General features: G+C 73.5%; 17 protein-coding genes. 13 read left to right on the forward strand and 4 right to left on the reverse strand.

Annotated elements, in window-relative coordinates:
* The first annotated feature begins 54 nt into the window (after nt 1-54).
* The 4 genes from RLT58_RS15610 to RLT58_RS15625 are packed head-to-tail and all read left to right on the forward strand — an operon-like array spanning nt 55 to nt 4,082.
* Complete coding sequence (locus tag RLT58_RS15610; protein ID WP_311310988.1) at nt 55-1,065, forward strand: FecCD family ABC transporter permease; 1,011 nt, start codon at nt 55-57, stop codon at nt 1,063-1,065.
* Entirely contained in the window at nt 1,062-2,150 is a 1,089-nt protein-coding gene (locus RLT58_RS15615; protein WP_311310989.1) for a FecCD family ABC transporter permease, read from the forward strand. The genes RLT58_RS15610 and RLT58_RS15615 overlap by 4 nt, the downstream gene beginning before the upstream one ends.
* Complete coding sequence (locus tag RLT58_RS15620; protein ID WP_311310990.1) at nt 2,147-3,106, forward strand: ABC transporter ATP-binding protein; 960 nt, start codon at nt 2,147-2,149, stop codon at nt 3,104-3,106. The genes RLT58_RS15615 and RLT58_RS15620 overlap by 4 nt, the downstream gene beginning before the upstream one ends.
* Nucleotide 3,107: 1 nt before the next feature.
* On the forward strand, nt 3,108-4,082 hold the full coding sequence (locus RLT58_RS15625; RefSeq protein ID WP_311314531.1) for an ABC transporter substrate-binding protein: 975 nt from the start codon (nt 3,108-3,110) through the stop codon (nt 4,080-4,082).
* A 264-nt stretch (nt 4,083-4,346) separates the two neighbouring features.
* Here the strand turns inward: RLT58_RS15625 and RLT58_RS15630 are convergent, their stop codons facing one another.
* Nucleotides 4,347-5,393: a hypothetical protein gene (locus tag RLT58_RS15630; protein ID WP_311310991.1), complete on the reverse strand. Its 1,047-nt coding sequence runs from the start codon at nt 5,391-5,393 to the stop codon at nt 4,347-4,349.
* 75 nt (nt 5,394-5,468) lie between these two features.
* Between RLT58_RS15630 and RLT58_RS15635 the strand changes: the two genes are divergently transcribed.
* The 3 genes from RLT58_RS15635 (at nt 5,469) to RLT58_RS15645 (ending at nt 10,319) form a co-directional block, all read left to right on the forward strand.
* Nucleotides 5,469-7,913, forward strand: a complete 2,445-nt coding sequence (locus RLT58_RS15635; RefSeq protein WP_311310992.1) for a helicase-associated domain-containing protein — start codon at nt 5,469-5,471, stop codon at nt 7,911-7,913.
* A 59-nt stretch (nt 7,914-7,972) separates the two neighbouring features.
* Nucleotides 7,973-8,515, forward strand: a complete 543-nt coding sequence (locus RLT58_RS15640; RefSeq protein WP_311310993.1) for a hypothetical protein — start codon at nt 7,973-7,975, stop codon at nt 8,513-8,515.
* A 160-nt stretch (nt 8,516-8,675) separates the two neighbouring features.
* Nucleotides 8,676-10,319, forward strand: a complete 1,644-nt coding sequence (locus RLT58_RS15645; RefSeq protein WP_311310994.1) for a DNA repair helicase XPB — start codon at nt 8,676-8,678, stop codon at nt 10,317-10,319.
* Between the two features lie 26 nt (nt 10,320-10,345).
* Here the strand turns inward: RLT58_RS15645 and RLT58_RS15650 are convergent, their stop codons facing one another.
* Complete coding sequence (locus RLT58_RS15650) at nt 10,346-10,534, reverse strand: hypothetical protein (protein WP_311310995.1); 189 nt, start codon at nt 10,532-10,534, stop codon at nt 10,346-10,348.
* A 374-nt stretch (nt 10,535-10,908) separates the two neighbouring features.
* Here RLT58_RS15650 and RLT58_RS15655 point away from each other — a divergent pair, with 374 nt between their 5' ends.
* Nucleotides 10,909-12,981: a HelD family protein gene (locus tag RLT58_RS15655; protein WP_311310996.1), complete on the forward strand. Its 2,073-nt coding sequence runs from the start codon at nt 10,909-10,911 to the stop codon at nt 12,979-12,981.
* A 42-nt stretch (nt 12,982-13,023) separates the two neighbouring features.
* Here RLT58_RS15655 and RLT58_RS15660 read toward each other — a convergent pair whose 3' ends face one another.
* Both RLT58_RS15660 and RLT58_RS15665 read right to left on the reverse strand, forming a co-directional pair.
* The gene (locus RLT58_RS15660) at nt 13,024-15,672 is read right to left on the reverse strand and encodes a glycoside hydrolase family 9 protein (protein ID WP_311310997.1); all 2,649 of its coding nucleotides are present in this window, start codon (nt 15,670-15,672) and stop codon (nt 13,024-13,026) included.
* A 329-nt stretch (nt 15,673-16,001) separates the two neighbouring features.
* Nucleotides 16,002-16,691 carry a copper homeostasis protein CutC gene (locus RLT58_RS15665; protein ID WP_311310998.1) on the reverse strand — a complete coding sequence of 230 codons (690 nt, stop codon included), beginning with the start codon at nt 16,689-16,691 and terminating at the stop codon, nt 16,002-16,004.
* Nucleotides 16,692-16,953: 262 nt separating this feature from the next.
* Here RLT58_RS15665 and RLT58_RS15670 point away from each other — a divergent pair, with 262 nt between their 5' ends.
* From RLT58_RS15670 to RLT58_RS15690, 5 genes are all read left to right on the forward strand, one after another.
* The gene (locus tag RLT58_RS15670) at nt 16,954-19,227 is read left to right on the forward strand and encodes a heavy metal translocating P-type ATPase (RefSeq protein WP_311310999.1); all 2,274 of its coding nucleotides are present in this window, start codon (nt 16,954-16,956) and stop codon (nt 19,225-19,227) included.
* A gap of 93 nt (nt 19,228-19,320) precedes the next feature.
* On the forward strand, nt 19,321-19,872 hold the full coding sequence (locus RLT58_RS15675) for a hypothetical protein (protein WP_311311000.1): 552 nt from the start codon (nt 19,321-19,323) through the stop codon (nt 19,870-19,872).
* Nucleotides 19,869-20,417 carry a hypothetical protein gene (locus RLT58_RS15680; protein ID WP_311311001.1) on the forward strand — a complete coding sequence of 183 codons (549 nt, stop codon included), beginning with the start codon at nt 19,869-19,871 and terminating at the stop codon, nt 20,415-20,417. Before RLT58_RS15675 ends, RLT58_RS15680 begins: the two co-directional genes overlap by 4 nt.
* Nucleotides 20,418-20,497: 80 nt before the next feature.
* Nucleotides 20,498-21,028: a substrate-binding domain-containing protein gene (locus tag RLT58_RS15685; protein ID WP_399131590.1), complete on the forward strand. Its 531-nt coding sequence runs from the start codon at nt 20,498-20,500 to the stop codon at nt 21,026-21,028.
* Between the two features lie 10 nt (nt 21,029-21,038).
* The gene (locus RLT58_RS15690) at nt 21,039-21,707 is read left to right on the forward strand and encodes an HD domain-containing protein (RefSeq protein ID WP_311311002.1); all 669 of its coding nucleotides are present in this window, start codon (nt 21,039-21,041) and stop codon (nt 21,705-21,707) included.
* The last annotated feature ends 9 nt before the right edge of the window (nt 21,708-21,716 follow it).

The following is a 21,716-nucleotide window of genomic DNA, read 5'->3' on the forward strand; positions in this document are numbered from 1 at the left end:
GCGGCGCCTAGACTTAGGTCCGCCTTACTTCGCTTCGCTCGCCGATTGGGTCCGATGTCAGCCGCCGCACCACGCCGCTCCAGACGCGCTCTCGCGACGGCGGCGGCCGTCGCCGCGCTGCTGGTGGCGGTCCTGCTCAGCCTTGCCGTGGGGGCGCGCACCATCGCCCCGTCCGCCGTCCTGGACGCCCTGCTGCACGGCGGGCACTCCGACGCCGCCGAGGTCATCCGGAACATGCGGGTCCCCCGCACCCTGATCGGGCTGATGGTCGGTGCCGCGCTCGCGCTCGCCGGGACGGTGCTCCAGGGCATCACCCGTAACCCCATCGCCGACCCCGGCATCCTCGGGATCAGCCAGGGGGCGTCCGTGGGGGTGGTGCTGGCCATCGCGTACGTGGGCGTGCACACGCTCACCGGGTATGTGTGGTTCGCCTTCGCGGGGGCCGCCGTCGCGTCCGTCGCCGTGTACGCCGTCGCCTCCGGCGGGCGCGGCGGTGCCACCCCGGTGAAGCTCGCGCTCGGCGGGGCAGCGATCAACGCGCTGCTGGTGTCGGTGACCATGGCCGTACTGACCACAAAAGCGTCCGCGCTGGACGAGTTCCGGTTCTGGCAGGTCGGCTCGATCGCCGGGCGCGAGTCCCAGGTGGCCCAGCAGATCTGGCCGTTCCTGCTGGTGGGGACGGTCCTGGTGCTCTCGGTCGCCCGTGGCCTCGACGCCCTGGCGCTCGGTGAGGACATGGCCAAGGGGCTCGGCCAGAAGATCGCGACCGTACGCATCGTCGGCGGCGTCGGGGCCACCGTGCTCACCGGCGCGGGGGTCGCCGCCGCCGGGCCGATCGCGTTCATCGGGCTCGCCGTCCCGCACATCGCCCGCGCGATCGTCGGCAGCGACCACCGCTGGGTGCTCCCGATGGCCGCCCTGATCGGACCCGTGATGCTGCTCGTCTCCGATGTCGTCGGCCGCGTCGTCTTCCCGCCGAGCGAGGTGCCCGCCGGAGTGATGACGGCCCTGATCGGGGTGCCGTTCCTGGTCACGCTGGTGCGCCGGAAGGCGGTGCCCGCGTGAGCGCCACCACGGCCGCCACGTCCGCCGCAGCCGCCGTGCGGCCCGCCGGCTACAGCCTCGTACGGATAGGGGCGCGCGGGCGGTTCCTGCTGCACCGGCGGGCCGCCCTCGTCGCCGCCCTTCTCGCCGTGCTGCTGGCCGTCGTCTGTGTGGCCTACCTGTGCGTCGGCGAGAGTTTCGTCGCCCCCGGGGAAGTGGTGAAGGTCGTCCTCGGGCGGCCGTCCGCCGACGAACTCGTCGTCGGTACGCTGCGGCTGCCGCGCATGGTCGTGGGTCTGCTCGTCGGCCTCGCGTTCGGGATCGCCGGGGCCCTGATCCAGACCGTGGCCCGCAACCCCCTCGCCAGCCCGGACATCATCGGGATCAGCCAGGGCGCGGGCGCGCTCACCGTCGGCGCGATGACCTTCGGCATCACCTCGTACACCGTGCTGCCGTATCTGTCGGTCATCGGCGGGGTCGCCGCTGCGGCCCTCGTCTACGCCTTCGCCTGGCGCGGCGGGCTGCACGCCACCCGGTTCGTCCTCATCGGCATCGGCTTCGCCATCGCGCTGCGGTCGGTGACGACCCTGTTCCTGACCAAGGGCGACTACCTCGTCGCCCAGCAGGCGCAGATCTGGATGACCGGCTCGCTCAACGGCCGCGGCTACGACGAGGCCGCGCCCATCGGCTGGACGCTGCTGGTCCTGCTGCCCGCCGTCCTGTGGGCCGCCCGAGCGCAGCGCGGTGTCTCCATGGACGACGACACGGCGACCGCCCTCGGCATACGGCTCGGCCGCGTACGGCTGGGGCTCGTCGCGCTCGGCGTGGTCCTCGCGTCGGTGGCGACCGGAACCGCCGGACCGGTCGACTTCGTCGCCCTGCTCGCGCCGCAGATCGCCCGCCGCATGACCCGTACCGCGCAGATCCCGCTGCTCTGCTCGGCCCTGCTCGGTGCGGTGATCGTCGTCTTCGCCGATCTGCTGGCCCGGCGGCTCTTCTCGCCCACCGAACTGCCGGTGGGCGTCCTGACGGCGGCGGTCGGCGCCCCGTATCTGATCTGGCTGATCATCCGCGGTCACGGTGGCCGCAGGGGAGGCAACTCATGACCACGACCGAGCGGGACGCGAAGCGGGACGCGGAGGGTTCGGGGGGCGTGCGCGGGGCGCGGGATGCCGTGAGCAGTCGGCTGACCGTGCGGAGGCTGACGCTCGCGTACGAGGAGCGCACCGTCGTCCACGGGCTGGACCTCGCCGTGCCCGACGGGCAGGTGACCGTCATCGTCGGCCCCAACGCCTGCGGCAAGTCGACGACGCTGCGGGCCCTGGGCCGGCTGCTCAAGCCGCGCGGCGGGGCGGTGCTGCTGGACGGCACCGAGCTGTCGAGGATCCCCACCAGGAAGATCGCCCAGTCGATCGGGCTCCTCCCGCAGACCCCGGTGGCCCCCGAGGCCATCACCGTCTCCGACCTCGTCGCGCGCGGCCGGCAGCCGCATCAGCACTGGTGGCAGCAGTGGTCGTCGGAGGACGAGCGGGCGGTGACCGAGGCCATGGAGCGCACCGACATCACCGCGCTCGGCTCCCGCTCGGTCGACGAGCTGTCCGGCGGGCAGCGCCAGCGGGTCTGGATCGCGATGGCCCTGGCCCAGGACACCGATCTGCTGCTGCTCGACGAGCCGACCACGTACCTCGACATCGCCCACCAGGTGGAGGTCCTCGACCTGGTGCGGCGGCTGGCCGCGCCGGCCGCCGACGGCAGCCGGGGGCGGACCGTGGTCACCGTCCTGCACGACCTCAACCAGGCCGCCCGGTACGCCGACCACCTCGTCGCGATGAAGGCGGGCCGCATCGTCGCCGAGGGGCGGCCCGAGGACGTCGTCACCGCCGAGCTGGTACGGGAGGTCTTCGGCCTGGAGGCGGTGATCGTCCCGGATCCGGTGACGGGGTCGCCGCTTGTCGTACCGGGGGCGCCGTGGAGCCCTTCGGGCCCGGGGGACGGGGGGTCCGGTTCTGCCGGGGGCCGTTCTGTCCGTTCTGATTCTGTCTCTGTTGATCGAAAGGCATGACATGAGTGGTATTGCGCGCAACCGGTCTGCTCTTCTTTTAGGTTCCCTCGCCTTGACGGCAGCCCTCGCGTTGTCCGGCTGCGGGTCGTCGGACTCCTCCGGCAAGGGCTCGGGCGGTGCCTCGGGCGGTACGCACACCGTCAGCACCGCGATGGGGGACGTCGAGGTGCCCGACGCGCCGAAGCGGGTCGTCGTCCTGGACACCGCCGAGCTGGACTCCGCGCTCACCCTCGGGGTGAAGCCGGTCGGCGCGACGCACGCGGACGTCAAGTCGGGGTTCCTGGACTATCTGCCGAAGGACCGGGTCGCCGGAATCAAGGACGTCGGCGCGATGCTGACGCCGAACCTGGAGTCGATCGCGGCGCTCGATCCCGACCTGATCCTGACCAGCAAGGTCCGGCACGGCGACAAGTACGCCGAGCTGGCGAAGATCGCGCCCACGGTCATGACGGAGAGCACGGGGTACCCCTGGAAGGAGAACTTCCGGGTCCACGCCGACGCGCTCGGCAAGAAGGCCGAGGCGAAGGCCGTGACCGACGCGTACGCCGCGCATGTCGCGGACGTCACGAAGGCGCTGGGCGGCAAGGAGAAGGCCGCCGCGACCGAGGTCGGCGTGGTGCGGTTCATCGAGGGCGCGGACATCCGGATCTACGGCAAGCAGAACTACATCGGGACGGTCCTCGCGGACGTGGGGCTCGGGCGGCCGGCGATCACGGACAAGGCCAAGGACGGGTTCTCGTACGACGTCAGCCCCGAGCGGATCGACCTCGCGGACGCGGATGTGCTGTTCCACTCGACGTACGGCGATCCGGTGAAGGCCAAGGAGACGCGGACCACCGGCAGCGGGCTGTGGAAGAACATGTCCGCGGTGAAGAGCGGCCGGGTCTTCGCCGTTGACGACCAGCTGTGGATCCAGGGGATCGGGTACACGGCGGCGGACAGGATTCTGGACGAGCTGGTGGCCGATCTGACGTAGGTGCGGGGTGCCGGGGGTGCGGAGTTCCGGGGGTGCGGGGTTCCGGGGGTGCGGGGTTCCGTCCTCAATCGCCGGACAGGCTTGATGGTGCGGGTTGCCCGTGGGGGCGCTCTGTCCGGTGGGTGGGGGTGGGGTCCCTCCGGGGAGACTCCTCGGAAATGGCGTGTTCACCCGGGTCCGCGAGGGACCCGGGTCGTACGCCATTTCCTGCGGGGACTCCCCTGCACGCCCCCACCCGGCCGTCCTCGCGCCTGCGGGTCCCGGCTACTCCGGGCGGCGGCGGGAGCGCCAGATCAGGAACAGGGCGGAGGCCACCGCCGCTGTGCGCAGCGTCACCGGCCACACCTCGCTCAGCGCGTCCGCCATGCCGTGTTCCGGGATGGCGGCGCCCCAGCGGCCCTCCATCCTGCCCCACAGCCAGACGACCGCTCCCGCCGCGACCAGGCCGGGCAGGCCCAGCACCGCCCACTTCGCCTCCGCGCGCGACAGCTTGCGTGAGCTGTAGGCGAGCAGCCAGCCGCCCGCGAGGGGCGGCAGCGACCCCAGTACCGCGCCCGTCACCAGCAGTGCGGCGGCGAGCAGGAGGAGGGGGTGGGTGAAGCCTCGGGGAGGTGCGTCCTCGGCTCTGCGGAGTTTCGGCAGCCAGCGGCGGCGGCGGAGGCCGGCTGCCTCTTGCTCCACCTGCTCCGCTTCCTCGTCCTCGTATTCCTCTTCGCCCTCTTCCTCCTCCTCGTCCGCCACCGGTGGGCGCAGCACGGCCGGGATCTCCACCCCGCCCCGGAAACCCGGGACCTGGGTTCCGGCGCCGAACTCGCCGAACGGGCCCGGGGCGACGCTCCACCACTCCGTCCCGTCGGTGGGGCCCAGCTCGTCCGTGCCCGCCCGGTGCGGTGACGAGGAGTCGGCGAACGGTGCCGGCACCTCTGCGGGCGGCTCCGACTCGCCCTTGCGTGAACCGGGTTTCCGGGGGCTTCTTTTCGGCGTCGCCGTGCTGCTCTGCTTACGGAGACGGGAGCGGCGCGGGCGGGGGATGCCCGGAGGTCCGTCGGCGTCGGGCGCCTGTGGTGGGGGTGGCGGTGTCGTTCCGTCGGCCGCCGCTGCGACCAGTTCGTCCGGGGTGCCGAGGGTGCCGATGATGCGGCGCACCGCGGCGGGCGTGTCCGCCGCCTGGCGTACGCGCTGCCGGTCGATCTCGTCCCGGAGCTCCGCCACCAGCCTCATCCGGGTGCCCGAGGACAGGTGTTGCTGCTGGGCCAGGTCCCCGACCCGGCTCAGGTAGTCGTAGACGAGCTGGTCGCTCTCGATCCCCACGCGTTGGTTCCCCTCTACCGCCCTGCACCGACGGTAGCGCCCTCGGGGCTGTCCGGAGCGACTACCGTGGGACGGATGGGGATGACCACACCACCGCGGACGCTCGCCGAGGCTCTGCGCGCCCGGGACGACGAGTCACTGGCCGGGCTGTTGCGTGCCCGGCCCGATCTCCTCACCCCCGTGCCCGGCGACATCACCCAGCTCGCGACGCGCGCCGGCACCCGTGCCTCCGTCGTACGCGCCCTGGAACACCTGGACCGGTTCGCCCTGCAGACCGCCGAAGCGCTGGCGGTCGCGCCCGACCCGGCTCCGTACGAGACCCTGCTCGCCCTGCTCACGGGGGACGGCCAGGATGACGGCGAGCACCGCGACGACGCGGGCGCCGCGATCGTGGCCGCGCTGCCCGGTGCCCTCGCGGTGCTGCGCGAACAGGCCCTGGTCTGGGGTGAGAACGACCGGCTGCGGCTGGTGCGCACGGCGCGCGAGCTGCTGTCGCCGTCCCCGCAGCACCCCTCCCCCACCGGCCTCGGGCCGACCGTCTCGGAGGCCACCGCCGGCATGTCGCCGGGCCGGCTCCAGGAGATCCTGGCGGCGGCCGGGCTGCCCGCCACGCATGATCCGGTCTCCGCGGTGAACGCGCTGACGGCGCTGTTCACCGACCGCACCCGGATGGGCGAACTCCTCGACACCGCGCCCATGGAGGCGCTGTCGGTGCTGGACCGCCTCGTCTGGGGACCGCCGTACGGCGAGGTGACGCCGAACCCCACCCCGCCCGTGAAGTGGCTGCGCGACCGCGGGCTGCTGCTGCCCGTGTCGACGCGCACGGTCGTCCTGCCGCGCGAGGCGGCGCTGCATCTGCGGGCCGGGCGCGCCCACCGTGTGCCCGAGCCCCGGCCCCCGGCCGTGCGGGCCGTCGCCGAACGCGATCCACAGGCTGTGGACAGTGCGGCGGCCGGCCAGGCGTTCCTCGCGGTGGCCACCGTCGAGGAGCTGCTGAAGAGCTGGAACGGCGGCGGCCCGGCGATCCTGCGGGCCGGCGGGCTCAGCGTCCGCGAGCTGAAGAAGACCGCCGCCGCGCTGGACGTGTCGGAGCCCGTCGCCGCGTTCTGGATCGAACTCGCCTACGCGGCCGGGCTGCTGGCCTCCGACGGGGAGGCGGACGAGCGGTACGCGCCGACCCCGGCGTACGACGACTGGGCCGAGCTGCCCGCCGAGGACCGCTGGGTCTCGCTCGCCGCCGCCTGGCTCGCCGCCACCCGGACCTCCGGGCTGGTGGGCGGGCAGGACGCCAAGGGGCGGGCGCTGTCCACGCTCGGCCCCGACCTGGACCGCTCCGCCGCGCCGGAGGTCCGCCACCGGGTGCTGTCCCTGCTGGCCGCGCTGCCGCCCGGCACCGCCCCGGACCCCGAGAGCGTGCTCGCCCGCCTGCGCTGGGAGCGGCCGCTGCGGGGGGCCTCCGCGTCCGCCGGGGACACCACCGATCTGCGGTCCCGGATCGCCCTGTGGACGCTGAACGAGTCGGAGCTCCTCGGCATCACGGGGCGCGGCGCACTCGCCTCGCAGACCCGCGCCCTGCTCTCCGACGGGCCCGCCGAGGCCGCCGCCCGGCTCGCGCCGCTCATCCCGGAACCCCTGGACCACGTCCTGCTCCAGGCGGACCTGACGGCCGTCGCGCCCGGCCCGCTGGAGCGCCCGCTCGCCGACATGCTCGCCGCGCTGGCGGACATCGAGTCGAAGGGGGGTGCGACGGTCTACCGGTTCACGCCCGGGTCCGTACGGCGGGCGCTGGACGCCGGGCAGTCCGCCGCCGATCTGCACGCCTTCCTCGCCGCGCACAGCCGTACGCCGGTGCCGCAGCCGCTGAGCTATCTCATCGACGACGTGGCCCGCCGCCACGGCCATCTGCGGATCGGCGCCGCGTCCGCGTACGTACGCTGCGACGACGAGGCCGTGCTCAACGAGATCCTCGCCGACAAGCGCTCCGCCACGCTGCGGCTGCGCCGGCTCGCCCCGACGGCGCTGGCCGCGCAGATCGACCCGGCCTCGCTGCTCGACGGGCTGCGCGAGATGGGGTACGCGCCTGCGGCGGAGTCCGCCGACGGCGATGTCCTGATCACCCGCGCGGGGGCCCGCCGCACCCCGCCCCGCGCGGCGCCCGTGCCGGTGCCGGAGGGCCCGCCCGTGCCCGACCCCACGCTGCTGGGCGCGGCGGTCCGGGCGATCCGGGCCGGGGACACGGCCGCCACGGTCGTCCACAAGGACACCGGCCCCGCCTCGGCGCCCGGCGCCCTGCCCCGCACCACGTCGGCGGAGACCCTGGTCACGGTCCAGGCGGCCGCGATGACGGGCTCCGCGGTCTGGATCGGCTACGTCAACGCGGAGGGCGCGGCCAGCCAGCGGGTGATCGCCCCGGTCCGCGTCGAGGGCGGCTATGTGACCGCGTACGACCACACGGCGGACGAGGTCCGCACGTACCCCCTGCACCGGATCACGGGCGTGGCGGAGCTGGCGGAGGAGTAGCCAAGGCGTCGGCCGCGTCTGGCACGCTTTGGCGTGTCCACGACTCTGGGGGGGAACTCATGCGACGCACCGACGCGGCCAGACAGCTGGGCGGCTTCGTCCGGGAGCACCGCACGGACGGCGGCAGACGGCTGGTACAGGCCGGCGTGATGCTGGGCGTCGGGGCGGTGGGCCTGGCCTTCGGCATACCCGTGGCGGTCGCGTCCGTCGGCACCACCGAGGGAGCCCCCGAACTGGCCGGTCTGCTCCTGGGCGTCGGGCTGGTGGGGCTGGGCCTGGGGATCTGGCGGCTGGTGCAGGGGCTCCGTACGCGTGAGCAGTGCTTCGACGTCCACGAACGGGGGCTGACGCACCGGGTGGCGGGCACGGCGACCCTGATCCCGTGGGAGGACATCGCGTCCGTCGGCGCGCACGGCGACGACGGACGCCCGCTGGCGGAGGCGCGCGGCATGGGCTTCGCGTGCGTGATCAAGCTCCGGGACGGGGGCAGCATCCGCGTCGACACGTTCACGCAGGACGCCCGCGAGCTGGCCCGGACCGCCCACGCCGCGGTCCACCTGGGCCGCCGCCCCGAGGGCCGGGGCCACCGCCGCTCACCCTGACCCGGGCCCGGGGTTCCGTCCTCAGCCGCCGGACGGGCTTGTCGGTGCGGGGCACCCGCACCAACAGGCCCGCACCGGGCAAACCCGTACCGCCCCCGCATGCGGCACACTGGACGTTTGGCCGGTACACGGCCACCCCGCAGCAGAAAGGGCCGAGCGCGTGACCGGACCCCTCATCGTCCAGAGCGACAAGACGCTCCTCCTCGAGGTCGACCACGAGCAGGCCGACGCCTGCCGGCGTGTGATCGCGCCGTTCGCGGAGCTGGAGCGCGCGCCCGAGCACATCCACACCTACCGGCTCACCCCGCTCGGGCTGTGGAACGCCCGGGCCGCGGGGCACGACGCCGAGCAGGTCGTCGACGCGCTCGTGAAGTACTCGCGCTACCCCGTACCGCACGCGCTGCTCGTCGACATCGCCGAGACGATGGACCGCTACGGCCGCCTCACCCTGTCCAAGCACCCGGTCCACGGCCTGGTGCTGACCTCCACCGACCGGCCCGTGCTGGAGGAGATCCTCCGGTCCAAGAAGGTCCAGCCGCTGGTCGGCGCCCGGATCGACCCGGACACCGTGGCCGTGCACCCCTCCGAGCGGGGGCAGGTCAAGCAGACGCTGCTGAAGCTGGGCTGGCCCGCCGAGGACCTCGCGGGGTACGTCGACGGCGAGGCGCACCCCATCGAGCTGGACGAGAACGGCTGGGCGCTGCGGCCCTACCAGCAGCAGGCCGTCGAGGGGTTCTGGCACGGCGGCTCGGGCGTCGTCGTGCTGCCCTGCGGCGCCGGCAAGACGCTGGTCGGGGCCGGCGCGATGGCGCAGGCCAAGGCGACCACGCTGATCCTGGTCACCAACACCGTCTCCGCCCGGCAGTGGAAGCACGAGCTGGTGAAGCGGACCTCGCTGACCGAGGACGAGATCGGTGAGTACAGCGGGACCCGGAAGGAGATCCGGCCGGTCACCATCGCCACGTACCAGGTGCTGACGACCCGCCGGAAGGGCATCTACCCGCACCTGGAGCTGTTCGACTCCCGCGACTGGGGTCTGGTGATCTACGACGAGGTGCATCTGCTGCCCGCGCCCGTCTTCAAGTTCACCGCCGATCTCCAGGCCCGCCGCCGCCTCGGGCTGACCGCCACCCTGGTGCGGGAGGACGGCCGCGAGTCGGACGTCTTCTCGCTGATCGGGCCCAAGCGGTTCGACGCCCCGTGGAAGGAGATCGAGGCGCAGGGCTACATCGCCCCCGCCGACTGCGTCGAGGTACGGGTCAATCTCACGGACTCCGAACGGCTCGCCTACGCGACCGCGGAGGCCGAGGAGAAGTACCGGTTCTGCGCGACGACCGCGACGAAGCGGAAGGTCACCGAGGCCCTGGTGCGCAAGCACAAGGGCGAGCAGACCCTCGTCATCGGGCAGTACATCGACCAGCTCGACGAGCTGGGAGAGCATCTGGACGCCCCGGTGATCAAGGGCGAGACGAGCAACGCCCAGCGCGAGAAGCTCTTCGACGCCTTCCGCCAGGGCGAGCTGAACGTCCTGGTCGTCTCGAAGGTGGCGAACTTCTCCATCGACCTCCCGGAGGCCACCGTCGCCATCCAGGTGTCGGGCACCTTCGGCTCGCGCCAGGAGGAGGCCCAGCGGCTCGGCCGGGTACTGCGGCCGAAGGCGGACGGGCACGAGGCGCGGTTCTACTCGGTGGTCGCGCGCGACACGATCGACCAGGACTTCGCGGCCCACCGCCAGCGCTTCCTGGCCGAGCAGGGCTACGCGTACCGGATCGTGGACGCGGACGAGCTGCTGTCGGACAGCTGACGGACGAGGGCGGGGGCGCGGCGCGCTCAGCGCGTGCGGCGCACCCCCGCCTCCTCCGCGTACTCACCGAGGACGACCACGCCGAACGCGGCCCGCGCGAAGACCCGGACGGCGCGCAGCGCGTCACCGGCACGGTGACGGTGGGGATGACCGGTGGCCGCGGTCGCGCCGTGCGCGGGGCCGGTCCTTCGGGGGTTCAGGGTGACGGTGCTCATGTCTTCCATGGTGCTCCGCACACACCCGTCACCGCGTCGCCCCGCAGACGGAAGCCCGGGACGGTGCCCGTACGCCTCGGGTCGCACGGCGTCCCCTACGGGGTGGACCCCCGCGATATTCGTTGGCGCGGAGTGGAGCCGGTCTATACAATCGCCGGTCTGCCCGCCTCCCGCACCGTGGTACCGGCGGCCCGCAAGGGCCCGCGCCGGCAGCCGGGGGAGCGCCGCCGACCGGACGGAAACCGGCCGACAGCCGTACGTACGCCCCCGTACGTACCCGTGATCGATCCCCGAGCGGACCGCATCGCCCCCCAAGCAACGGCCGGGGACGATGTGCGGTCCGCCGTCCTGCGTTGAATGCCGGAGGCAACACCGTGCCCGCGCACGCACACGAGAGCGACACCACCACCGACCCCCTCGCCCATGAGCGCGCCCATCTCGCCGCATCGCGCGCCGCGCTGCGCGCGATGCGCGAGGACGCCCAGGCCCTCGACATCCGCGATGTCACGGCGAACTGGGTCAACGCCGCAGTGCTCCAGGCCCAGATCACCGACCGCATCAAGTCGCTCGCCGACCTCGCGCACACCCCGCTCTTCTTCGGGCGCCTGGACTACCTCCACGCCGTCGGCGCGGAACAGGCCGAGGGCGCCGAGGGAGAGCAGTTCTACATCGGGCGGCGGCACGTCCACGACGCCGAGGGCGACCCGATGGTGATCGACTGGCGCGCGCCGGTCTCCCAGCCCTTCTACCGCGCGTCCCGCAACGACCCCCTCGACGTCGGCCGGCGGCGCCGCTTCGGCTACACCGGCGGCGACCTCACCGCGTACGAGGACGAGCACCTCTCCGACCCGACGGAGACCGAGCGGACGAGCAAGCTCCTCCAGGCGGAGATCGAGCGGCCCCGCGTCGGCCCGATGCGCGACATCGTCGCGACCATCCAGCCCGAGCAGGACGAGATCGTCCGCAGCGAGCTGGGCGGCACGGTCTGTGTGCAGGGCGGGCCCGGCACCGGAAAGACCGCCGTCGGCCTGCACCGGGTCGCGTATCTGCTGTACGCGCACCGCGACCGCCTCGCCCGCACCGGCACCCTGGTCATCGGGCCGAACCGCTCCTTCCTGCACTACATCGAGCAGGTGCTCCCGGCCCTCGGCGAGCTGGAGGTGAAGCAGGCGACCGTCGAGGACCTGGTGACCGCGCAGGTCGAGGTCCGGGGCACGGACGAGGCACCGGCCGCCGTCGTGAAGGGCGACGCCCGCATGGCCGAGGTGCTGCGCCGGGCGCTGCGCTCGCACGTGACCATGCCGGTGGAACCCGTGATGGTGGTGCGCGGTTCGCGCCGCTGGCGGGTGCCCGCGTACGAGATCGAGGAGATGGTCCGGGAGCTGCTGGCCCGCGACATGCGGTACGGGGCCGCGCACGAGGCGCTGCCGCAGCGCATCGCGCACGCCGTGCTGGTGCGGATGGAGGAGGCGGGCGAGGCCCCCGACGACCGGGTGCAGAACGCCGTGGCCCGTACCCCCGCCGTCAAGGCGGCCGTGAAGGCGATCTGGCCCGCGGTCGACCCGTCGAAACTGGTACTGCGGCTGCTGTCGGACCCGGAGTTCCTGGCGGCGCACGCGGAGGGGCTGCTGAGCGAGGACGAGCAGAAGACGATCCTGTGGACCAGGCCGGCCCGCAGCGTGAAGTCCGCGAAGTGGTCGGCGGCGGACGCGGTGCTCATCGACGAGGCCGCCGACCTGGTGGCGCGTACGCATTCACTGGGCCATGTCGTGATCGACGAGGCCCAGGACCTCTCCCCCATGCAGTACCGGGCGGTCGGCCGCCGCTGCTCGACCGGGTCGGCCACCGTCCTCGGCGACCTGGCGCAGGGCACGACGCCCTGGTCCACGCAGAGCTGGGAGCAGGCGCTGCACCACCTGGGCAAGTCCGACGCGGTGGTCGAGGAGCTGACGGCCGGCTTCCGTGTGCCGCGCGACGTGATCGCGTACGCCTCCCGGCTGCTGCCGGTGATCTCCCCCGGCCTCGCGGCGGTGGAGTCGGTACGTGAGTCGCCGGGCTCGCTGTCCGTACGGGAGGTGGCGGGCGCGGACGTGCGGGACGCGGCCGTGGTCGCGGCCTGCGAGGAGTCCCTCACGCACGAGGGCTCGACCGGTCTGATCGCCGCCGACGCACGCGTCCCGGCCCTGGCCGAGGCCCTGACGGCGGCGGGCCACTCCTACCTCTCCCCCGGCCAGGAGACCTCCGCCGAGTCCCGGCTGACGCTGGTCCCGGCGTCGCTGGCCAAGGGCCTGGAGTACGACTACGTGGTCCTGGACGAACCGGCGGCGGTGGTCGACGGGGAGCCGGACGAGCGGACCGGGCTGCGCCGGCTGTATGTGGCGCTGACCCGTGCGGTGTCGGGGCTGATCGTCCTTCACGCGGCGCCGCTGCCGAAGGAGTTGGTCTGAGGGCGGCGGTGCACAGGGCCCGGCCCTGTGCACCGCCCCGGATCAGCCCGCCGTGCACGCCCTCCCGTTCAGCTTGACCGTTCCCGGGTCGGCCGCCGGGCCCGAGACACTGCTGTTGAACCCGAAGTCGACCGAGGCGCCCGGCGCCAGCGTGCGGTTCCAGGACAGCGGCGCGGCCGTCACCGTGCGTCCGTACTGGGCGAGTTCGGCGCTCCAGGTGTGGCCGAGCCGCTGGTCACCGGGGAGCAGCCAGGTCAGGGACCAGGGGGCGACCGCCTCGGTGCCGGTGTTCTTCACCGTGACCGTGGTCGTCGAGCCGGTGTTCCAGGGGTGCGAGGCGTACGTGACGCGGCAGGTGCGCGCCGGGCCCGCGCCGTCCCCGGCGTCGTCCAGATAGGAGGCGACGAAGGCCAGCGGGGCGTTCCAGTTGATGGCGACCTCGTTGGTGGCGTACGAGCCGTTGTCGTCGAGGTAGCACATGGCGGCCGCGCAGCCCGTGAGCTTCGCCGCGGCCTCCGGGTCGCCGGAGGTGGGGGCGGTGAGGTTGGGCCCGCCCGCGAGGGAGCCGGGCGGCGGGTGCGGCAGGGCGGGGTCGCTCTGGTGGGCCCAGACCCGGTGGTGCTGGTTCTCCGAGGCGCGCTCGCCGTAGCCGGTGACATAGGACTGGTTGAGCGGGTTGCGGCCGAAGAGGTAGTCGGCGCCGCGCAGCACCGCGTCGCGGTACTCGGCCTTCCCGGTGAGGTCGGCGGCGGTGGCCAGCACGATCATGTTGTTGAGCACCTGGCTGTTGGAGCCCCAGACGTAGTTCTGGCCGGCCGGGGCGTACGGCACGCCGTACAGCTGGTCCTCGGTCTGCCGCGCGTAGCGGCCGGCGGCCGCGGTCACCACGGAGCGGACCCGGGCCAGTTCGGCGGCGGGCAGGCCGTTGGGCACGGTGGCCAGGGTCAGCACGCCGAGTCCGGCGGTCTCGCCCCACCACATGCCGCCGTCGGCCGGGAAGACCGCGTCAGTGTCGCCGTGCAGCGGGGAGGCGAGGAGCGCCTGCCGGTAGGTGTCCTGGCCGGTGGTGGTGAAGAGTTCGGCGGCGGCCCAGTAGAACTCGTCGGTGACGTCGCTGTCCTCGTAGGTCCCGCCGCCCGTGCCGTCGGCGGGGTCGGCGAGCACGTCCGGGTGGGCCTTCGCCGCGGTCCACGCCGTCTCGGCGGCCGTACGGCAGCGGGCGGCGAAGTCCGCGTCGTACGGGGCGAACAGCCGGGCGCACTGGGCAGCGGCCGCGGCCAGGTTGAGCGTGGCGGCGGTGGTCGGCGGGTGCAGTTCGCGCTGCTGCGGGTCGAGGTGGGGCATCATCGGCAGGCCGGTCCACTGGGCGTCGTGCACCTTGTGGTGGACCATGCCGGCCAGCGGCTTCCCGGCCGGGACCTGCATGCGCATCATGAAGTCGAGCTCCCAGCGCGCCTCGTCGAGGATGTCCGGGACGCCGTTGCCGCGCTCGGGCACCCGCAGCGCCCCGTCACCGAGTTCGGCGGACTCCGCCCCGTCGGCCGTGAGCGTCCGCTCGTAGGTGTCCATCAGTTCGGCCACCGCGATGCCGCCGTTGACCACGTACTTGCCCTGGTCGCCGGCGTCGTACCAGCCGCCCCGCACATCGAGCCGGTAGTCGCAGACGCCCGGTTGGCACGGCACGTCCGTGTCGCCCTTGTTGGGTGCGACGCCGAGGTGCCCGGCGGGGCGCGCGTACTGCTCGCCGGCCAGGTCCGCGTCGATCGCGATGCCGCTGCGGTTCTGGTAGAAGTACGCCAGCGAGTCGCCGCGCAGGGTGTCGTACAGGTCGGCGCGGATCGAGAAGGGCTCGCTGACCTGCCCGTCCGCCTCGACGGTGTAGCCGTCCCCGGTGGCGGTGACGGCGCTGAAGTCGAAGGTGTGCACGTTCTGCCGCGAGGTCGGGTCCACGCCGCCCGGGACGGTGGTGCCGGTAGCGGCGGCCGATCCGTCGGCCGCCCTGAGGGTCCACGGCAGCGGGGTGGTCGCGTCGGTGACCAGGGTGCCGGTCTTGGGCCCCTGCGGGAGGTAGCCGACCTGGTTGACACGGACGGGCGAGCCGGTGTCGGGCTCGTGGACGGGCGGCTCGGCGCCGCCGCGCAGGGAGACGTCGTCGAGGCAGAAGGTCGTCGCCCGGTCGCCGCCGCCGATCTGGAAGGCGAGCTGGGCGGCGTCGCGGTCGGTGGTCGCGGTGAAGACATGGGTGACGGGGACCGCGTCCGTGCCGATCCGGTCGGTGGCGGAGAGGTCGCTCGTGTACGGATCGGTGGCCATCTGCACATTGGTGTGGATGGAGAGCGGGACGGTGGAGGTCGCGGTGTAGGTGAGCGTGTACGTCTCCCCGGCGACGAGCGGGATGTCGTTCTGGCCGACGATCACGTCCCACGGGTCGGCGGTCCCCGCCGGTGCGTCGGTGCAGAGGCGGCCGTCCGTGACGGCGGCGGAGGCGTTGGCGGTCCACCACCAGGGGGCCGTCCCGGCGGAGAAGTCGCCGTTGGTGATCTGCTCCGGGGCGGGCGCGGGTTCGTCGTCGGCCGCGGCCGCGGGCGCGGTGAGGGCGCCGCCGAGGAGCGCGGCCAGGGCCAGCGCCCCGGACACACGGCGCCGGACGCGGGCACGGCCGGTGGGGGACGGGGGCGAAGAGGCGTTCACCGGGGGCCTTTCGGTTGGGGGCGGCGGCGTGCGGGTGCGGGAGCGCTCCCATTTCTGGGATCGATAAATGGGGAGGCAATGTGGGAGCGTTCCCACGCCGTTGGGTCATTGTGGGGGGCGGGGCGATTGTTGCGCCAGGGCCATGACAAGACAGAGTGGGGCGGCGAGGGGTGCGCCCGGGGCGGGACCGCCCCTCCCCGCCCCTCCCCGCAACCGGGGCTCCGCCCCGGACCCCGCGCCTCGAACGCCGGCGGGGCCGAGTGGTTCCGAGCCCTCCGGGGATCGAGGAGCGGGGGTTCGGGGGCAGCACCCCCGAGGCGCTTCCCGCCCTACGCGTCGAGCGTGTCCCGCCACTTGCCTACCGCCGCCGCGTCCACCGGACCGGACCAGCCGTGCGGACGCGCGGCGCCGCCGATGTGCACGGCGTCGATGCCCGCGTCCAGCAGCTCCGGCAGGTGCTCCAGGCACAGGCCGCCGCCCACCAGGATCTGCGGCTCGTAGCCCGGCTCGCCCCGGCGGGCCGCCTCGACCACCAGCGTGGGGATGCCCTCGTCCACACCGGCGGCCGAACCGGCGGTGAGATACGTGTCCAGGCCCGGCAGGTCCGCGAGGGACTTGCGCAGGGCGTCCCGGTCGGCGGCGCGGTCGATCGCGCGGTGGAACGTCCAGCGGCAGCCGCCCAGCTCGGCGACGATCCGCTCGACCGCGACCAGGTCGGGATTGCCGTCCTCGTCCAGGAAACCGAGCACGAACTCGTCCGCCCCCTCGGCGCGCAGCTCGCGCGCCTTGCGTACGAGGACGTCGACGTCGCCGGCCGCGAAGCCGTCGGCGACTCTGAGCATCACGCGCAGCGGGATGTCCACCGCGGCACGGATCGCCGCGAAGGTCGCACAGGACGGGGTGAGGCCGTCCGCCGCCATGTCGGTGACCAGCTCAAGCCGGTCCGCACCACCCGCCTGGGCCGCGACCGCGTCCTCCGCGTCGAGAGCGATCACCTCCAGGACTGCACGGTTGCTCATGGGATCCCAATCCTCCAGGAAGCAGCTATAGGTCTAGTCCAATGACCAGCCTACGGGTCGGTAGGCCGGGCGCGCAGCCTCACCGTGAACGTGAAGATACGCGAGGTCAAACGCACGGCAGGCAACCGGACGCGCCCCGCCCGCACCGCCGCAGCGGATCACCCTTGCTTCTGGATAGGGGGTGGGGGTATACCTGGGGGAGGAGAAGATACCCCCTGGGGGTATCAAGGCTCACCGTCCGTCCCGTCCATGAGGAGGCCCCGTGTCCACGCACACCACTGCCACCGCCGGTACCGGCACCGCAGAGGTCGAGCTCGCCATCGGCGGCATGACCTGTGCCTCGTGCGCGGCCAGGATCGAGAAGAAGCTCAACCGGATGGACGGGGTCGAGGCCACCGTCAACTACGCCACCGAGAAGGCCCGGGTCAGCTTCCGGGACGAGGACGTCTCCGTACGGGATCTGATCGCCACGGTCGAGAGGACCGGCTACACCGCGCACGAGCCCGCTCCCCCGGTCCGTGACCACGACGAGGCCGCGACGGGCCCGGCGGAGGCGGACGAGCTGCTGCCGCTGCGGCAGCGGCTGCTCACCGCGGTCGTGCTGGCGGTGCCGGTGATCGCGATGGCGATGATCCCCGCGCTCCAGTTCGACAACTGGCAGTGGCTCTCCCTCACCCTCGCGGCCCCCGTCGTCACCTACGCCGCCTGGCCCTTCCACCGGGCCGCGTGGACCAACGCGCGGCACGGCGCGGCCACGATGGACACGCTGATCTCGCTCGGCACCTCCGCCGCGTTCCTCTGGTCGGTGTGGGCGCTGTTCTTCGGCACCGCCGGGATGACCGGCATGACCCACCCCTTCGAGCTGACCGTCGGGCGCGGCGACGGCGCCGGGAGCATCTATCTCGAAGTGGCCGCCGGGGTCACCGCCTTCATCCTCGCCGGGCGCTATTTCGAGGCCCGCTCCAAGCGGAAGGCGGGCGCCGCGCTGAAGGCGCTGCTGGAGCTCGGCGCGAAGGAGGTCACCGTCCTGCGCGAGGGGCGCGAGACGACCGTGGACACGGCGGACCTGCGGACCGGGGACCGGTTCCTGGTGCGGCCGGGCGAGAAGATCGCCACGGACGGGCTCGTCGTCGAGGGCAGCTCGGCGGTGGACGCGTCCATGCTCACCGGCGAGTCCGTTCCGGTGGAGGTCGGCGTCGGCGACCCGGTGACCGGCGCCACGCTCAACGCGGGCGGCCGGCTCGTCGTCGAGGCGACCCGCGTCGGCGCCGACACCCAGCTCGCCAGGATGGCGAAGCTGGTCGAGGACGCGCAGAACGGCAAGGCGGCGGCGCAGCGGCTGGCGGACCGGATCTCGGCGGTGTTCGTCCCCGTCGTGATCGCGCTGGCGCTCGGCACGCTGGGCTTCTGGCTGGCCGACGGGGCGGGCCCGACGGCGGCGTTCACGGCGGCCGTCGCCGTCCTGATCATCGCCTGCCCCTGCGCCCTCGGACTCGCCACCCCGACCGCCCTCATGGTCGGCACAGGACGCGGCGCCCAGCTCGGCATCCTCATCAAGGGCCCCGAAGTCCTGGAGACCACCCGCCGCATCGACACCATCGTGCTGGACAAGACCGGCACCGTCACCACCGGCCGCATGACCCTCCAGACCATCCACACCACACCCGGCACCACCGAACACGACACACTCCGCCTCGCCGGCGCCCTCGAACACGCCTCCGAACACCCCATCGCCCAAGCCATCGCCACCGCAGCCACCGACCTCACCGGCACCCCCCACCCCACCCCCGAGGACTTCACCAACATCCCCGGGCTCGGCGTCCAGGGCATCGTCGACGGGCATGCCGTGCTCGTCGGGCGGGAACAGCTGCTGGCCGAGTGGGAGATACGTCTCCCGGCCGAACTGGCCCGCCGCAAGGCCGAGGCGGAGGCCGCGGGCCGGACGGCGATCGCGGTGGCCTGGGACGGCGAGGCGCGCGCGGTGCTGGAGGTGGCCGACGCGGTGAAGGACACGAGCGCCGAGGCGATCGTGCGGCTGCGCGCCCTCGGGCTGACCCCGATCCTGCTGACCGGCGACAACCGGGCGGTGGCCGAGTCGGTCGCGGCCGAGGTCGGCATCGACGAGGTGTACGCGGAGGTCATGCCGCAGGACAAGGTGGACGTCGTCAAGCGGCTCCAGGGCCGGGGCCGTTCGGTGGCGATGGTCGGCGACGGGGTGAACGACGCGGCCGCCCTCGCCCAGGCCGATCTGGGGCTGGCGATGGGCACGGGGACGGACGCGGCGATCGAGGCCGGTGACCTGACCCTGGTGCGCGGGGACCTGCGGGCGGCGGCGGACGCGATCCGGCTGGCGCGCAGGACCCTGGGCACCATCCGCACCAACCTGTTCTGGGCCTTCGCCTACAACGTGGCCGCCCTGCCGCTGGCGGCTGCGGGGCTGCTGAACCCGATGATCGCGGGGGCGGCGATGGCGTTCTCGTCGGTGTTCGTGGTCGGCAACTCGCTGCGGCTGCGCGGGTTCCGGGCCGGGGTGTAGGCCGGATCAGCCCCAGGGAGCGCCCCGCCCTCGGGCGAGGCGCTCTTCGAGCGCGGCGGCCCCGTTGTCAGTGCCCGCGCCTACGCTGCCGTCATGAGCGACTTGCTGTACGACGCGTTTCCCGGGCACGAGGTGAGTCTCGTGTTCGCCCGGGGCCTGCCCCTGTCCGCACTCACCTCGGGCCTGCGCGGGATGAACCGCGAGCCGCTTGCCGAGGGCGAGGCGGGCGGCTGGGTGTGGGCGGTGCACGACATGGTGAACGACGAGCTGGAGGACTGGGAGAACGTCGACTACCCGCAGGTCTGCCCGCAGGGCGCCGAGGTCGTGGTGTTCGTGACCGAGCCGTGCAGCGCCAAGGCGCACGGGCCGGGCTTCTCCTATCTGCGTGACGGCGGGTGGACGCTCTCCTTCAGCTTCGAGGATCTGAGCCAGCGCGGGGGTGACAACCCCGACTACCTGTCGGCCGAGCTGCTCGCCGCGGGCCTCATAGGCCCCGGGTCCGAGTGCACCGAGTGGGAGACGGAGGAGGGCCACGACTGCTACGAGGAGCACGAGTCCGACCGGGAGATCCGGATCGCGCGGGCGATAGCGGAAGCCTTCGCCCTGCCGTCGCCCCCGCTCGCCCTGGCGGTGACGGCACCGTGACCACGCCCTTCATCGCCCCGGACACGTTCGTCACCTACGCCAGGGGCCTGGACCTGCCCGCGCTCAGCGGGATCTACGCCGACGCGGGACACCCCGCCCGTACGGAGGGGGCCTCGGACGGCTGGGTCTGGGTGACGCACGACGCGGCCGGCGGACGCGGCGGCGAGGTCGCGGACCTGGCGGGCCATCTCACCGGGTTCCGCTACGAGGAGCGGTTCGGCCGGCCCAACCCCGTGGAGACGGTGTTCCTGGCCTCGACCCCGGCGTGCGCCTGTCCGCACGGGCAGAACTACGCGGTCCCGCACTGCGAGCTGCATCCGTTCCACTTCATCCACAGCCGGCGCGGGTTCGCGCAGACGTACTTCAACGTGGGGCGGCGCCGCGAGTCGCGCCGGTACGGCGACGTGCTGGTACGGGAGCTGCTGGAGGCCGGCATCGTCGGCCGGGAGACGCCGCGCTACGAGGCGGAGCCCGGGTTCAACGCGGACGGCGGCGTGACGATGCGGATCGTCGCCGACTACTTCGGGCTGCCCGCAGCCGTCTGACACCGAAGCGGGCGGCGCTCGTCTTCCTCACGTCGAACGGGGCGGTGATCTCGTACGTGTCGGCGTTGCCCCCGAGGGGGTTGCCCGGGGCCCGCAGCGACGGTCTGATCGCGCACGGGCACCGCCGGATCGGCTTCATCGGCGATCTGCCGGCGCGGCTGTACACCCGCCGTGAACGGCTCGCCGGATACCGGGCCGCCCTCGCCGAGGCCGGTCTGTCCCACGACCGGGCGCTGGTCGCGGACGCCCACGACCCGGCGGGCGCCGCCGACGCGACGGCCCGGCTGCTCGCCCTGCCCGACCCGCCGACCGCCCTGCTGTCCGGGAACAACGTCATGACGGACGGGGTGCTGACGGAGGTCTCGCGCAGCCGCCGCAAGGATGTCGCGGTCGTCGCCTTCGACGACGTCCCCATGGCCGCGATCCTGGAGCCGGGGCTCACCGTCGTCGCCCAGGAACCCGCCACCATGGGCGAGCTGGCGGGGGCCCTCGCCGTCGAACGCCTCGACGGCGACCGCTCCCGCAGCCGCACCCTCATGGTCGAGACCCGCCTCGTGCCGCGCGGCTCCGGCGAACTCCCGGCCCCGCGCGGCGCGGGGCGGACGCTCTAACCTCGTGGGCATGGACGACATGGCCCAGGGCGCGCGCGGCACGGACGGCACCCTTCGCGACCGCTGGTACGACTGCCTCGTCGCGGTCCGGGGCGGCGCGGAGGACCCCGACCCGCTGCCGTATGCCGACAACCTCCTGGCGCGCTGGGCCGAGCCGCAGCGCGAGTACCACACCACGGCCCATCTGGCGGCGGTCCTCGACCACATCGACACGCTCGCCGGTCATGCAGCGGACCCGGACGCCGTACGGCTGGCGGCCTGGTTCCACGACGCGGTCTACCGGCCCGACCGCTCGGAGAACGAGGAGCGCAGCGCCGTCCTCGCCGAGCGCGCGCTGCCCGAGGCCGGGGTGCCCGCCGGCGTCACGGCGGAGGTCGCCCGGCTGGTCCGGCTCACCGTCTCGCACGACCCGGCCGCCGGTGACACCAACGGTGAGGTGCTGTGCGACGCGGACCTGGCGATCCTCGCGGCGGGGCCGAAGGAGTACGCGCGGTACGCGGCCCGGGTGCGCGAGGAGTACGGCTTCGTGCCGGACGAGGCGTTCCGGGAGGGGCGGGCCGCCGTGCTGCGGCAGCTCCTGGAGCTGCCGCGCCTGTTCCGTACGCCGCACGGGGCGGCGGAGTGGGAGCCGGGGGCGCGGCACAACCTGCTGACCGAGCTGGAGCTGCTCGCGCGCTGAGCGGTGCCC

It is taken from the genome of Streptomyces sp. ITFR-16 (genome assembly GCF_031844705.1).
Taxonomy (GTDB): Bacteria; Actinomycetota; Actinomycetes; order Streptomycetales; family Streptomycetaceae; genus Streptomyces.